The organism is Mycobacterium lehmannii (assembly GCF_001499925.1).
Taxonomy (GTDB): domain Bacteria; phylum Actinomycetota; class Actinomycetes; order Mycobacteriales; family Mycobacteriaceae; genus Mycobacterium; species Mycobacterium lehmannii.
Map to the genome: position 1 here is coordinate 119,865 of NZ_LQIR01000045.1, position 13,940 is coordinate 133,804.

Annotated in this window: 15 protein-coding genes; 6 read left to right on the forward strand and 9 right to left on the reverse strand. The window is 68.2% G+C overall.

The window, feature by feature from the left end:
• The first annotated feature begins 29 nt into the window (after nucleotides 1–29).
• On the forward strand, nucleotides 30–518 hold the full coding sequence (locus AU192_RS19980; protein WP_064399373.1) for a hypothetical protein: 489 nt from the start codon (nucleotides 30–32) through the stop codon (nucleotides 516–518).
• On the opposite strand, the gene AU192_RS19985 is transcribed toward AU192_RS19980, so the two are convergent.
• Complete coding sequence (locus AU192_RS19985; RefSeq protein WP_064399254.1) at nucleotides 515–2,659, reverse strand: acyl-CoA dehydrogenase family protein; 2,145 nt, start codon at nucleotides 2,657–2,659, stop codon at nucleotides 515–517. The two genes, AU192_RS19980 and AU192_RS19985, sit on opposite strands and share 4 nt — an antisense overlap.
• A gap of 272 nt (nucleotides 2,660–2,931) precedes the next feature.
• Between AU192_RS19985 and kstR the strand changes: the two genes are divergently transcribed.
• The 3 genes from kstR to AU192_RS20000 are packed head-to-tail and all read left to right on the forward strand — an operon-like array spanning nucleotide 2,932 to nucleotide 5,233.
• Nucleotides 2,932–3,537 (forward strand): cholesterol catabolism transcriptional regulator KstR, encoded by a 606-nt coding sequence (gene kstR, locus AU192_RS19990; RefSeq protein ID WP_165593330.1) that lies wholly within the window; start codon nucleotides 2,932–2,934, stop codon nucleotides 3,535–3,537.
• Between the two features lie 2 nt (nucleotides 3,538–3,539).
• Nucleotides 3,540–4,292, forward strand: a complete 753-nt coding sequence (gene otsB, locus AU192_RS19995) for a trehalose-phosphatase (protein WP_064399256.1) — start codon at nucleotides 3,540–3,542, stop codon at nucleotides 4,290–4,292.
• A 2-nt stretch (nucleotides 4,293–4,294) separates the two neighbouring features.
• Complete coding sequence (locus AU192_RS20000; RefSeq protein WP_064399257.1) at nucleotides 4,295–5,233, forward strand: aminoglycoside phosphotransferase/kinase family protein; 939 nt, start codon at nucleotides 4,295–4,297, stop codon at nucleotides 5,231–5,233.
• Here the strand turns inward: AU192_RS20000 and AU192_RS20005 are convergent.
• Genes AU192_RS20005 through AU192_RS20020 form a run of 4 tightly spaced genes read right to left on the reverse strand, consistent with a single transcriptional unit; the run spans nucleotide 5,230 to nucleotide 8,972 of the window.
• The gene (locus AU192_RS20005; RefSeq protein ID WP_064399258.1) at nucleotides 5,230–6,330 is read right to left on the reverse strand and encodes an Rv3575c family transcriptional regulator; all 1,101 of its coding nucleotides are present in this window, start codon (nucleotides 6,328–6,330) and stop codon (nucleotides 5,230–5,232) included. The two genes, AU192_RS20000 and AU192_RS20005, sit on opposite strands and share 4 nt — an antisense overlap.
• 32 nt (nucleotides 6,331–6,362) lie before the next feature.
• Nucleotides 6,363–7,229, reverse strand: a complete 867-nt coding sequence (locus tag AU192_RS20010) for a metal ABC transporter permease (protein WP_064399259.1) — start codon at nucleotides 7,227–7,229, stop codon at nucleotides 6,363–6,365.
• Nucleotides 7,229–8,032 carry a metal ABC transporter ATP-binding protein gene (locus AU192_RS20015; RefSeq protein WP_064399260.1) on the reverse strand — a complete coding sequence of 268 codons (804 nt, stop codon included), beginning with the start codon at nucleotides 8,030–8,032 and terminating at the stop codon, nucleotides 7,229–7,231. The genes AU192_RS20010 and AU192_RS20015 overlap by 1 nt, the downstream gene beginning before the upstream one ends.
• The gene (locus tag AU192_RS20020; RefSeq protein ID WP_064399261.1) at nucleotides 8,019–8,972 is read right to left on the reverse strand and encodes a metal ABC transporter solute-binding protein, Zn/Mn family; all 954 of its coding nucleotides are present in this window, start codon (nucleotides 8,970–8,972) and stop codon (nucleotides 8,019–8,021) included. Before AU192_RS20020 ends, AU192_RS20015 begins: the two co-directional genes overlap by 14 nt.
• Before the next feature lie 31 nt (nucleotides 8,973–9,003).
• Between AU192_RS20020 and bluB the strand changes: the two genes are divergently transcribed.
• Both bluB and AU192_RS20030 read left to right on the forward strand, forming a co-directional pair.
• Complete coding sequence (gene bluB / locus AU192_RS20025) at nucleotides 9,004–9,675, forward strand: 5,6-dimethylbenzimidazole synthase (RefSeq protein WP_064399262.1); 672 nt, start codon at nucleotides 9,004–9,006, stop codon at nucleotides 9,673–9,675.
• The gene (locus AU192_RS20030; RefSeq protein WP_064399263.1) at nucleotides 9,672–10,430 is read left to right on the forward strand and encodes a LamB/YcsF family protein; all 759 of its coding nucleotides are present in this window, start codon (nucleotides 9,672–9,674) and stop codon (nucleotides 10,428–10,430) included. The genes bluB and AU192_RS20030 overlap by 4 nt, the downstream gene beginning before the upstream one ends.
• Before the next feature lies 1 nt (nucleotide 10,431).
• Here the strand turns inward: AU192_RS20030 and AU192_RS20035 are convergent, their stop codons facing one another.
• From AU192_RS20035 to AU192_RS20050, 4 genes are read right to left on the reverse strand one after another with little or no spacing between them, the layout of a single operon-like run.
• A complete protein-coding gene (locus tag AU192_RS20035) occupies nucleotides 10,432–11,082 on the reverse strand; it encodes a (2Fe-2S)-binding protein (protein WP_064399374.1) in 651 nt (216 codons plus the stop codon).
• Complete coding sequence (locus AU192_RS20040; RefSeq protein WP_064399375.1) at nucleotides 11,079–11,861, reverse strand: ABC transporter ATP-binding protein; 783 nt, start codon at nucleotides 11,859–11,861, stop codon at nucleotides 11,079–11,081. Before AU192_RS20040 ends, AU192_RS20035 begins: the two co-directional genes overlap by 4 nt.
• Nucleotides 11,858–12,928, reverse strand: a complete 1,071-nt coding sequence (locus AU192_RS20045) for a FecCD family ABC transporter permease (protein ID WP_064399264.1) — start codon at nucleotides 12,926–12,928, stop codon at nucleotides 11,858–11,860. The genes AU192_RS20040 and AU192_RS20045 overlap by 4 nt, the downstream gene beginning before the upstream one ends.
• Nucleotides 12,925–13,902, reverse strand: a complete 978-nt coding sequence (locus AU192_RS20050) for an ABC transporter substrate-binding protein (RefSeq protein WP_064399265.1) — start codon at nucleotides 13,900–13,902, stop codon at nucleotides 12,925–12,927. The genes AU192_RS20045 and AU192_RS20050 overlap by 4 nt, the downstream gene beginning before the upstream one ends.
• Nucleotides 13,903–13,940 lie beyond the last annotated feature (38 nt).

The following is a 13,940-nucleotide window of genomic DNA, read 5'->3' on the forward strand; positions in this document are numbered from 1 at the left end:
TCTCGGCGGTGCTGCTGGCGCTGACGCTCATGGCACCCACCCCGACGGCGGACGCGGCCGTCGACACCGCGGACTCGTCGATCCCGGTCGACCCCGGCACCAACCTCGAGATGCACGCGACCGCGAACTGCATCGCGGCCGAGGCCAAGTGCTTGTTCGACGCCAGGGCCAATCTGCGCCGCGGCCCGGACGTTCTCGGCTTCCCCGGCGACCTGTGGGCCCGCCAGACCACCACGCTGCGAACCATGGACCGGGGCGTGTACGTCGGAAACTTCAACTTCGACGCCCCGAACACCCGGTCGTTCAAATCGCTCACCGACGTGGAGTTCACGACCATCTACTTCGGGGGAGGACCGCCCGAGAAGTTCCAGCTCCGCGGGATCGCCTGGCCGGTCGATCAGCGCACGGGAGCGCCGCGCACCGACGTCCCCTTGATCGTGTGCTCGCACATCCAGGTGGTCTACAGCGGGGTCAACATCACCTCGCCGGACGCCTGCGCGCAGGCCTCGTTCAGTTAGCGGGGTAGGCCCAGGAGCCGTTCGCCCGCGAGGGTGAGCAGGATCTGCTCGGTGCCGCCCGCGATGGTCAGGCAGCGCGTGTTGAGGAAGTCGAACACCGTCGAGTTCTCGACGACGCCGCCACCTTCGGACAGTTCCATCCGCAGTTCGGCCAGCGCCTGCCGGTAGCGCACGCCGATCAGCTTGCGCGCGCTGGCCTGCGGGCCCGGATCCTGCCCTCCCACAGCGAGTTCGGCGATCTTCTGATCCAGCAGTGAGCCGACCTGAGCCGCCACGATCAACGAACCCAAGCGGTCCTGACCGGCCACGTCGAAGTCCAGCGTGGCGACCTGCTTGAGCAACTCCTCCATCGGGTTGCCGAGCGCGGTGCCGTGAGCCATCGCGACCCGCTCGTTGGCCAGTGTGGTGCGGGCCAGCCGCCATCCGTCGTTGACCTGACCGACGACCATCTCGTCGGGCACGAACACCTCGTCGAAGAACACCTCGTTGAACAGGTTGTCGCCGGTGATCTCGCGCAGCGGGCGGATGTCGATGCCCGGCGACTTCATGTCGACCAGAAAGTACGTGATCCCCTTGTGTTTCGGCGCGTCCGGGTCGGTGCGCGCCAGGCAGACACCCCACGCGGCCTTGTGCGCCGCGGAGGTCCACACCTTCTGGCCGGTCAACTTCCAACCCGGGCCCGTTGCGCCGCCCGCGGTCGCGCCGTCGACGCGTACGGCTTTGGTGCGCAGCGCCGCAAGATCCGATCCGGCGCCCGGCTCGGAGAACAGCTGACACCACAGCAGTTCGCCGCGCAGCGTCGCGGGCACGAACTGTTCGATCTGTTCGGGGGTGCCGTGTTCGAGAATCGTTGGCGCGGCCCACCATCCGATCACCAGGTCGGGCCGGGTGACACCGGCGGCCGCCAACTCCTGGTCGATCAGCAGCTGTTCGGCGGGCCCGGCCCCGCGGCCGTACGGCTTGGGCCAGTGCGGCGCCTGCAGGCCCGCGTCGGCGAGTGCGGCCTGCTGCTTCTCGACGGGCAGGGCAGCGACTTCCGCGACGGCAGCGGCGATCTCGGGTCGCAGACCCTCGACCGATTCGAGGTCGATGCGCAGATCCCGGCGCACACCCTGTTGCGTCAACGCCGCGACCCGGCGCAGCCAGCGCGGCGCCCCGCCGAGGAAGTGCGAAATACCGTAGGCGCGGCGCAGATACAGGTGCGCGTCGTGCTCCCAGGTGATCCCGATACCGCCCAGCACCTGGATGCAGTCCTTGGCGTTGGCCTTGGCGGCCTCGATCCCGACGGCAGCGGCCACCGCAGCGGCGATCGAGAGCTGGTTCTCGTCGCCTTCCGAAACCGCTCTAGCCGCATCCATGGCGGCCACCGAGGCCTGCTCGGACCGCAGAAGCATCTCCGCGCACATGTGCTTGATGGCCTGGAAGCTGCCGATGGGCTTGCCGAACTGCTCGCGCACCTTCGCGTACTCGGTCGCGGTCTGCAGCGCCCAGCGGGCCAGACCCGCGGCCTCGGCCGCCATCACGGCCGCGGCGACGTCGATCACTCGCTGCGCCGGAGCGCGGACCGCCTCGGCAGGCGCGGACTCGAGCACGACGCGCCCAAGCGGCCGGGAGAAGTCGGTCGCGTTGCGCGGCTCGACGGTCACGCCGTCCGCGCCGGCATCGACCGTGAGGAAGACGTCACCGGCCGGGAGCAGCAGCACCCCCGCCTCATCGGCGCCGAGCACGTAGTCCGCGGTGCCCGAGGCGCGGCCGTCGGCGAAGCGCAGGTCGGCGGTCAACGCCACCCCTGCAACCCGCTCACCCGAAGCCAGCGCCCGCAGCACTTCCGGCGATTCGAGCACGACCGTGGCCAGTGCGGTCGTCGCTACCGGGCCGGGCACCAGCGAGGCCGCCGCCTCGTCGACCATCGCGCACAGGTCGTCGACCGTGCCGTCGGCGCCGCCGTGCGCCTCCGGTAACGCCACCCCGAAGATCCCCAGTTCGGCCATCCCCGCATAGGCCCGGCGCCAGGCGTCCGCCTGCCCCCGCTCGACGTCTCGCGCGGCGGTGACGACGTCAGAAGCTGTTGCCCAGTCACGCACCAGCTCCCTTACGGCTGCCTGGTCGTCGGCAATGGTCCCCGGGGATGCGAGCGACACCGTCCACTCCTAGCTATTGGGTGAGAAGGCGGTGCTCCTCACTAGAACGTGTTCTAATAGTGCCAGCGACCGACCGTCAAGTCGACCGCCATTACAGCAGGACACGTCGGTGCCATCGGGGATATCGGGGTGAGAAAAAATGCATCGGCATGCGTATCGTTTCCACGAGAACGCATAGCGAAGGAGAAAGCCGCCGCATGTCCGGCCCGTCTCAGCCAGCAGCCGCCAGCCCGGCCTCGGGGTCGGAATCTCGACCGCGCCAGGTGATGAACGTGGCGGTCCTGTCCGAGTCAGAGCTCGGCTCGGAAGCCCAGCGCGAGCGCCGCAAGCGCATCCTCGACGCGACGCTGGCCATCGCCTCCAAGGGCGGCTACGAAGCCGTCCAGATGCGTGCCGTTGCCGAACGGGCCGATGTCGCGGTCGGCACCCTCTACCGGTACTTCCCGTCCAAAGTGCACCTGCTGGTGTCCGCACTGGGTCGCGAGTTCGAGCGCATCGACGCCAAGACCGACCGCGCCTCGCTGGCCGGTGGCACGCCGTATCAGCGGCTGAACATCATGGTGGGCAAGCTCAACCGCGCGATGCAGCGCAACCCGCTGTTGACCGAGGCGATGACGCGGGCGTTCGTGTTCGCCGACGCGTCGGCGGCCGGTGAGGTCGACCACGTCGGCAAGCTGATGGACTCGATGTTCGCCCGCGCCATGAGCGATGGTGAGCCGACCGAGGACCAGTACCACATCGCGCGCGTCATCTCCGATGTCTGGCTGTCCAACCTGCTCGCCTGGCTGACCAGGCGGGCGTCGGCGACCGACGTCAGCAAGCGGCTGGACCTCGCGGTGCGGCTGCTGATCGGCGACGGAGAGCATCCTAAGATCTAGGCGTGCTTCCAGCCGATCTGCAGCGCGCGCTCACTTCGGCCGCTGCGGCGCCACGGCTGCTGATCACCACCGATTTCGACGGGACGCTGGCGCCGATCGTCAGTAACCCGGGCGACGCCCGGCCACTCGCCGAGGCCGCGGACGCGTTGGTCGCGCTCGCCGACCTGCCCGACACGGCTTCCGCACTGATCTCCGGACGCGCGCTCGAGGTGCTGCGCGAGCTGTCGGGCATGCCGCCTGCGGTGCATCTCGTCGGCAGCCACGGCGCCGAGTTCAACACGGGATTCACGCACGAGGTCGACGACGTTGCGCTGCAGCGCATCACGTCGGAGCTGCGCGACATCGCCTCCGGTAAGCCGGGTGTCACGGTCGAGACCAAACCGGCCAGCGTCGCGCTGCACGTGCGCAACGCCTCGGCAGACGACGGCGCGGCCGCGCTCTCCGCGGCTCGCGAGGCGTCGACCGACTGGAATGCCCAGCTGACCGAAGGCAAGGAAGTGCTGGAGTTTGCGGTGATCCAGACGGACAAGGGCGAGGCGATCGACATCCTGCGAGAGCAGGAGAACGCGGACGCCGTGGTGTTCTTCGGCGACGATGTCACCGATGAGAAGGCGTTCCGCCGTCTTCGCGGTGACGACGTCGGGGTGAAGGTAGGACCGGGCGACACGTTGGCGGCCTACCGTGTCGAATCGCCGCAAGACGTTGCGGCAGCGTTGGTTTACCTGCTCGACGCGCGCCGCTCGCAATCGGGTTGACGGTGCTGACCGACGCCGAGATCGCCGAGCGGACCGCTTCCGCAGTCGCCGCGGCCGTCGCCGCCGGGGCCGACCTCGGCCTGCGCAGCGACGATCCCCGCGTGCTCTACGACGTGTTCTCCGTGATCGTCCACCTTCATCCCGAGCCGGTCGTCGTCCGGGTGCCCACGGTCCTACCGCCGTCGTACACCCGAAATCCGGATGTGCAGACCCGACAACAGCGCGCAGAGCTCGAAGTCACCAGCTGGCTCGCCGAGCGCGGGTATCCGGTAGTGGCACCGACCCCGCTGGTGCCCGCCGAACCCGTTCGCCGCGACGGGTTGTCGATGACGTTCTGGCAGTTCGTCGAGCAGGTCCCCGATTCGAACCCGGATTTGGGTCGCCGCATGGAGCAGACCGCGCAGCTACACGCCGCGTTGCGCGACTACGACGGGGAGCTGGATTTCTGGGCGCCGTTCGGCTCCTACATACCGGAGGGGCTGGCAGTATTGAGGGACCTGCCGGAACTCATCGCGACGCCCGATCTCGAACGGGCGCAACGTGAATGGGACGTCATCGGCCCAGTGTTGACGTCGCGCGCGGCCTTCCAGACCGCCTTCCCGGATGTCGACGTTCAGCCCATCCACGGTGACGCGCCATACCACAACATGATCACCACACCGGACGGCGAGCTGTGGTCGGACTTCGAACTCGTGACGCTCGGTGCGGTCGAATCGGATCTCGCGTTGGTGGGCGCCGACGCGCTCGCCGCCTACGACGCGGCGGCGGTCTCCATGGGGCTACGCCCGACCGATGAACGTGTTCTGCGGATCACCGAGGCGGCCGGCAGACTCGCGATGGTCGCGGCGCTGGCGATGGCTCCCGAGCTGCCGATGCTCACCTCGGGTATCGCACCGATGGTCGAGCAGTGGCGGGCGTCCCCACCGGTCACCGCGCTCTAGGAGGGCGGTCCCGCGGTGCGGCCCCGGACCAGCTCGGTGTCGAGGACTTCCACGACCGGCAGACCCGATCGTGGCGGGTGGTGCAGCAGCCGTCCCGCCCGGCGACCCTTCTCGATGCTGGGCTGTGCGACCGTGGCCAGACCGCGCCGCAGCGCCTCGGGCACTCCGTCGAATCCGGTGACCGTCATCTCGCCGGGAACGTAGATGCCCCGCGCCCGTAGGTAATCCATCGCCGACAGGGCCAGTACGTCCGCAGTGCACATCAACGCGGTGAGCCGGGGATTGGCTGCCAAGGCGACTGCCGCGGCCGCCCCGCCCGACGTCGGCAGGTGCTCGTAGCTCTCCACCACGGTCAGCGATTCGGGGTCGAGCCCGGCTGCAGTCATCGCGTCACGAACCCCTGCGATGCGTTCGCGCTGTACGTGAAAGTGCGGAGTCTGCAGTCGTTGGGGGTCGGCCACCGTGGGCCCTGCCCCGCCCTTCGGCCGATCCCGGCCCAGCCGCATCGTCAGGAGGCCGATTTCCCGATGACCCAGCTGCACAACGTGTTCGGCGAGTTGGCACATGGCGCCACGGTCGTCGATGGACACGCGCGAGGCACCGGGCACGTCCTTGGGCTGGTCGATCACCACCATCGGCAGGTGCCGCTGCTGGACGGTCGCGAGATACGGGTCGTCGTCGGAGGCCGAATAGACGGCGAAACCGTCCACCCCGGCAGCGAGGATCGCCGCCGTCCCGTCGCTGACGCTGCGGTTGGGGCCGATCGCGACGAGCAGCAGTCCCTGCCCGGCCTCTTCACACGACTCGGCCAAGCCGGCCACGAAGTCGAGTGCGGCTGGATCACTGAAGGAATAGTTGAGCGGTTCGGTGATCATCAGACCGACCGCACCGGCCTTGCGGGTGCGCAGCGAACGCGCCACCGGGTCGGGGCCGGGGTATCCCAGCCGCTTCGCGGTGGCCAGTACGCGATCGCGGAGTTCGGCCGACAACTGGTCCGGCCGGTTGTAGGCGTTGGAGATCGTGGTGCGGGAGACCTTCAGTTCGGCGGCCAGAGAAGCCAGCGTGGCACGCCGTCGCGGCGTGGGACTCCTCGGCATGCTCCGTGAGGGTAGCCGACCACGCCTCGAGCTCAGGTGACCAGCACCTGATCGGCGGTTCGTCGCAGCCCGCGCTGCCCGGCCCACACCACCGCCCAGACGCTGCACGCGACCGTCACGATCACGAAGCTGGGCGGCGCGTTGAACATCGCCGAGAGCCCGAGACCCACCCACACCGCTGCGAGGCTGAACGCCGTGGACAGGGCGATCGCCTTGCCCGGTCGCGGTGTCAGCATGATCGCCGCCGCAGCGGGACTGACCACGAGCGCGAACAGCAGCAGCGTGCCGACTGCCTGCACGGCCATCGTCACCGCCAGGCCGAGCAGCGCCATGAACGCCACCGAAAGCGCGCGCACCGGCACTCCCCTGGCGTCGGCCACCTGGGCGTTGACGGACGTGAACAGCAGCGGCCGGTAGATCAGCGCGATGCACACCCCCAGCACCGCGACCAGCACCGCGAACGTGATGATCTGCTGCCGCGAGATCGCCAGCAGGTTGCCGAACAGGACGTTGGTCAGCGTGCTCGAACTCTTGGTCGCCAGCGAGTTGAAGAACAACCCGAGACCGGTCGCCATGGCCAGTACGGTCCCGGTGGCCACCTCGCGGTCGGCCGCCCGGCGACCCAGCGCTCCGATCACCAGAGCGCCGCCGATGCAGAACACGCCGAGTCCCACCCCGACGGGGACGCCGACGAGTACCGCTCCCGTTGCGCCCGGCAGCCCGATGTGAGCGAGCGCGTGGGCGGCGAAGGCGGTGTTGCGCACGACGACGAAGTAACCGATCAGGCCGGCGGCCAAGGCGACGATCGTGCCGCCGATCAGCGCGTTGCGCATGAAGGACGACGTGAGGATCGGCCACCAATTGTCTTGGTAGCCAAGCGCGACGATGGTCGTGTTCATCACGGCCTCCGCACGTAGAGATCGCCCTGCGGCGTATGCACGACTTCGACTCGGGTGCCGTAGAGGTGGCTCAGCAGTGTCTCGTCGACGGGGCCGTCGAAGGTGTCGAAGTGCGCGTGTCCGTCGAGTAGGTAGATGGCGCTGGTCAACACGCCCAGCAGTGGGTTGAGGTCATGTGCGACGACCAGGATCGTCACGCCGAACTCCTTGCTGATCCGCTCGAGCACGGCGACGATCTCGCGCTGGCTGCGCAGATCGAGTGCGGCCAACGGCTCGTCGAGGATCAACATGCGGGGCTTGGAGACCAGCGCCTCGGCCAGCGCGACCCGCTGGCGCTGGCCGCCCGAGAGTTGGGAGAGCCGTTTGTCCGCCACCGCGGTCGCATCGACGGCGGCGAGCACCTCGTCCACGCGACGGTTGTCTGCACGACTCGGCCACCCTAAACCCCACCGGTGCCCGACGAGGCCGAGCATCACGGCGTCGCGCGCCCGGATCGCCTCGCCGGAGGCCGACGCGTAGTTCTGCGGGACGTAACCGATCGACTTGTTGAGCGCACCGGCCGGTTGGCCGAAAACGCGGACGTGTCCGGACGCCGGCGGCACCAGGCCGAGCACGATCTGCAGCAGCGTCGTCTTTCCGGCGCCGTTCGACCCGATGACGGCCACGATGCCGCCTGCGGGGACCTCGAACGTCGCCTCCGACCAGATCAGCCGCCCGCCGCGCGCCGCGCTGACGTCCTCAAAGGTCAGCGCCGTCTGCTCGACGACGGATTCGGCCTCAGGTTCGGAACTAGGTGGCGACACCGAGCGCCTCGCCCAGTGCGATCAACTGGTCGATCTGCCAGCTCTGGAACGAATCAGCGTCCGGGGGCAGCGTCTCGGTGATCTCGACCACCGGAACCCCCGACTGTTCGGCCGCTACCCGAAGCTGTTGCGGGACAGAGCCTTCGGTCTGCACGTTGTAGATCAAGACGTCAACGCCGCGATCGGACAGCAGTTGTAAGAAGGCGTCCAGGTCGGCCGGGGACGGTTCGGAGTCGTTGGACGACGCGACCTGATAGCCGCGCGGGGTGCGGTTGGCCAGACCGAGCGCCGCACCCATGTCATCGAATGACGTCTCGGTCGCCGCATAGCTCTTGCCGGACGCTTTGGCCCTCAGGGAATCAATGAGCTCATGGTACGGCTTGAGGTTGTCCGCGAGCGCGACGCGGCGTTCGTCGAAGTAGCCCGCCGCCTCCGGTGCGAGTTGACGCAGTCGCGCGGTGACCGCGTCGGCCAGCGCCGTCACCGCGGCGGGGTCGTACCAGGCATGGGGGTTGGCCCCGTCTTCGTGGTCGACGGCCATCGCCTCCACGACCGGCGCATCAGGGGCCGTGCTGGCGGCGAGCTTGACCGCCCACTCGTCGTAGTGACCACCGTTGAGGACTACGAGCTGCGCGCCGTCGAACTTCGCCGCATCCGACGGTGCGGGCTCGAAGTCATGGGGGTCGGCCGCCGAGCCGGCCAGCACCGTGGAGACCTCCGCGCAGGCACCGCCCAACTGGGAGACGATGTCACCCCACTGATCCACGCTGACGACCACGTCGACCGGCCGGACCGGACAGGGAGCGGTACTCGTCTCCTGGGCCGCCTCGTCACCGCCGGCGCACGCCGCCACACCGAACGGCGCGGCCAGCACCGCGCTGGCGAGGATCGTGCGGACAATGCGGGGGGTGATCACACCGATAACGATAACCGTTTCCATTAGTGAGCGCTGCCCGGACTAAGCTGGCCGCGTGAACCAGCACGCGTTCGACGTCGAAGAACGCCGCGCGGTTTATCGGGTGATCGCCGAACGCCGCGACATGCGCCGGTTCCTGCCCGGCACGCAGATACCCGAAGACATGTTGGTGCGGCTGCTGCAGGCCGCGCACGCCGCACCGAGCGTCGGCTTGATGCAGCCATGGCGATTCGTCCGGATCACCGACGACCGGCTGCGGGCACGCATCCACGACCTCGTCGACGAGGAGCGCGTGCGAACCGCCGAGGCGTTGGGGCCACGTGGCGAGGAGTTCCTGGCTCTCAAGGTCGAGGGGATCCTGGAGTGCGCCGAACTCCTCGTCGTCGCGCTGGGCGAAGGCAGACACGAGCATGTGTTCGGGCGTCGCACCCTTCCACACATGGACCTGGCCTCGGTCTCCTGCGCGATACAGAACCTGTGGCTCGCCGCGCGCGCAGAGGGGCTCGGCATGGGTTGGGTGTCGATCTTCGAACCGGACAGCCTCGCCGAGTTGCTCTACATGCCGAACGGCGCTGAGCCCGTAGCGATCCTGTGCCTTGGCCCGGTCCCCGAGTTTCCGGACCGTCCCCAGCTCGAGATCGACGAATGGACGACTGGACGTCCGTTGACCGAGTTCGTCGCCGAAAACCGGTGGCCATCATCGACATCCGCGGAGTTACCGACATGAGAACCGTCGACATGAATGCCGACCTCGGTGAGGGCTTCGGGGTCTGGCGCCTCGGCGACGACGATGCCATGCTCGACATCGTCACCAGCGCCAACGTCGCCTGCGGCTTCCACGCCGGCGACCCGGCACTGCTCTTGCGGGCATGCCGGGCGGCGGCCGAGCGCGACGTGCGGATCGGCGCGCAGGTGAGCTATCGCGATCTGCCCGGATTCGGCCGCCGGTTCATCGACGCGACACCCGAGGATCTCAAGGCCGACGTGATCTATCAGATCGGCGCGCTACAGGCGATCGCGCACGCCGCCGGATCCACCGTCACCTACGTCAAACCTCATGGGGCGCTGTACTTCTCGATCGTGACCAACAACGATCAGGCCCGAGCGGTCGCAGAGGCCGTGCACGACGTCGATCCCGCCCTTCCGGTGCTCGGGCTCACCGGCTCGGCGTTCTTCCGCGAGGCCGAACAGCTCGGATTACGCACGGTGCCCGAGGCGTTCGCCGACAGGGCCTATCGTCCCGACGGCCGGTTGGTGGACCGACGCCAGCGCGGTGCCGTCCTGCACGACACCGACGTCATCGCCGACCGGATCGCGTCGATGGTGTCGGACGGGCGCGTCGACGCGGTCGACGGCTCGACGATTCCGATCACCGTCGATTCGATTTGCGTGCACGGTGATTCACCGGGCGCCGTGCAGATCGCGACGGCGGTACGCGACAGGCTGTTGGCCGAGCGCGTAAAGATCGCCCCCTTCACCTGATTCAGCGCAACGCACAGTCTCCGCACTTGGATCCGTCGCTCACGCGATAGTACAGACAGCAGCTTCGGCGACGAAAAGCCAAGTTGTGTTTGACCGTTCCGGTTCCGGTGAGCTTGCCGGTCTCCAACAGAGACCGCGCCAGGGCGGTCGCGGAATCGCGTAGCTGCGGCCGCACCGAGTAGAGCGCTCGGGTCGCGGCCACCAACGCCGAGGCGATGTTGCCGTAGAGCAGGCCCGGTGCGACCTTGACACGCAACCCGTCGGCCAACCGCTCCATGTGCTCCTCGACGACGATGCGGTACAGCGTGGCCGACGGGTCTCCGACGAGCTGATCACCTTCGGGGACAGATACTCTCAGTGCTGGGCTGTCCTCCGCACGCTGCAGGCTCGTGAGGTCGGGGACCACACCGTATGCGACGGCGCACGCGAGCACCGGGGACCACAGCCTCGACGCGTGGCTCAACTGCACCGCCGACGCACTGATGCGAAGGTCGCGGGTGCGGTAGCGCGTAGCCGTCGCCAAGATCAGGTCCTGGTATCCCTCGGTGTAGTACGCGTTAACCGGCCGCCAACCCGCTTCGGCGCTCCCTTGAGCGATGGCGAAGAACCCTCCGAAGCGGGCGATCTCGGTGAGTTGAGCGTCGATCCTCACCGGGTCCACTCCTTGGGTGTCACGTCGACCCGGATTCGATCGGTGCCCGCATCGAGGCCGACCCTGGCTGCGACGCCGTAGACCTCGGCGAGCATGTCCTCGGTCAGGACCTGTGCGGGAGTGCCGATCGACACCACGCGGCCGGTATCGAGAACGCAGATCCGGTCGCAGTATGCCGCAGCGAGATTGAGATCGTGCAAGGCCGCGACGACGGTGGCGCCGGTGGTCCGTAGCAGGTGCAGGGCATCGTGCTGGTGGCGCAGATCCAGGTGGTTGGTCGGCTCGTCCAACACGATCGTGTCGGTGCTCTGTGTCAGCGCACGAGCGATCATCACGCGCTGCTTCTGACCGCCCGAGAGCCGGTCGAACGGCTCGTTCGCCAGACCGGATACATCCACTGATTCGAGCGCCTCGGCAATGATGCGGCGATCGTCGGCGTTGTCGCCGTCGAACGCGCGCTTGTACGGGGTCCGGCCCATCGCGACCACGTCGAACACCGTGAGCGCGAAATCGCCCGGCGCGTCCTGCAACACGGCCGCAATGCGGCGCGCCGCGCGCTTGGCCGGCATCTGCCAGACGTCTTCGCCGCCAACCAGCACGCGCCCCGATGTCGGCCGCTGAGCACGGTAGAGAGTGCGCAACAGCGTGGTCTTACCGGCGCCGTTGGGTCCGACGACGGCCACCATCTCGCCGCGCTCCACCCGCATGGACACGTTGCGGACCAACGTCTTTCGCCCCTTCGTCACCGTCACTTCGTCGATGAGGACTCCGCCAGTCACGCCGACACCCTGCGCCGCATCAGCCACAGAAAGTACGGGCCGCCGACGAGGGCGGTCAGGACGCCGACCGGCAGTTCCTCCGGTGCCGCGACGGTTCGCGCGGCGATGTCGCACACGATGAGGAACGAGGCCCCGAGCAGCGCGACCGCCGGCAAGGCGCGACGGTGGTCGGCGCCGACGAGCATCCGCACGATATGCGGCATGATCAGGCCGACGAAGCCGATCGCACCGCTGACCGCGACCATGGCACCCACCATCAACGCGACCACGACGAACATCGCCCCGCGGAAGCGATGGACGTCCAAACCCAGTGCCGCAGCGGCCTCTTCACCGCTGTACAGCAGATTCAGCGGCCGAGTGACGGCGAGCAGCACAGCGATACCGATAGCAACGGCCACAGCCGGGATCCACACTGTCGACCAGGCGGCCCCACCGAGGCCGCCGAGCATCCAGCGCACCGCGGACTGGGCCTTGTGCGGATCGTCAGAGGTGACGATCAGCAGACTGGCGACGGCCGACAGCACCTCCGCGACCGCGACACCGGCGAGTATCAGTCGCAGCGTGGTCATCCGTCCGCCCGTACGAGCGAGAAAGTAGACGGCGACCAACGCGATCAACGCTCCGAGAAACGCCGCCAGCGGCAGCACGAACAAGCCGAGCCCTGCGCCGGCCACCAGCACCGCGACCGCACCCACCGACGCACCCGACGACACACCCAAGAGCATCGGGTCGGCCAACGGGTTGCGCACGACGGCCTGCAGCACCATCCCGCAGCACGCCAGGCCGGCCCCGATGACCGCCGCCAGCGCAACACGGGGAAGCCGCGCGTCGAGCACGATCGAGGCACGCACCGGCGGCCATGTCGGGTCGACCAACATCGGATTGAGCTGGTGGAGCAGGATCTGCCACACCTGCCCGGGCGGAAGGGCCACCGACCCGATGGTGACCCCTGCGGTCGCGCACACCAGAAGCAGTCCCGCGAGCATGGTCAGCACGAGGCCGTACGGAACGCGTTGCGGACCCGGGGTGACGGACCGTACCGGCTTGTCCAGGGCGGCGGTCGTCATCCGGATGGCTCCGGATGCAACTGCTCAGCAAGCGATTTGACCGCGCGCCCGACACGCACGCCTGCGGTGATCTCGGACAGCGGCAACACCGCGAAGCGTTGGTCGCGGACGGCAGGTACCCGCTGCAGCAGCGGATTGTCCAGCAGGAACCGCTTCTTCTGCTCGACCGATTGGTCGCCGTAATCGTAGATCAGGATGACCTCGGGCGCCCGTTCGGCGAACTGTTCGAACGAGACGTCGGCCCACACCTTCGGTACGTCGGCGAACAGGTTGCGCCCGCCCGCGGATTCGATGATCTGGTTGCCGATGCCCTGCCCGCCGGAGGTGAACACGGTGGTCTCACCGCTGTCGTAGACAGCCACCTCGACCGGTGCCAGGTCGCGCACGCGCCTGCGGGTGTCCTGCAGAATCCGCTGCTGGCGTTCGACCACCCACTCGGCTCGGTCGGTGACACCGAATATCCGTCCGATGGTGCGTATTTCGTCGTCCACCGCAGATAACGTCATCGGCTCAGAAGAGCAGTTCTCGGGATTGAGGTGGGTGTCGATGCCGACATCACGCAACCGCTCGCGCCCGCGCCCCTCCTTCTCGTCGAATGCGCTTTCCCAACCGCCGTAGACGAAGTCGGGTTCAGCGGCAAGCAGTGTCTCGTACGACGGATATTCTTCGGCGATCACCGGTATGGCCTCATAGGCGTCGCGGTATTCGGGCAGCACCTGATCGTCGAGGAATGCGGTGCCCACCATGGACTTCTGAAGTTCCAGCGCCAACATCGTCTCGCCCGAGTGCTGGTTCAAGGCCACGGCCCGGCGCGGTGGGCGGTCGTAGGTCGTGGTGACGCCGCAGTTGGTGACGCTCACCGGGAATCCCGCCACGGCTTCGGCAGCGGTGGCGCCGGTCGGCGGGGTCGCCGTGCCGCACGCCGTGAGCAGCAGCGCCGAGATCACCGCCGCCGCAAGATGTCGACGCGCCATATGCCGTGCCTTCCGTCGTGCGCGGATGCCACGGGAAG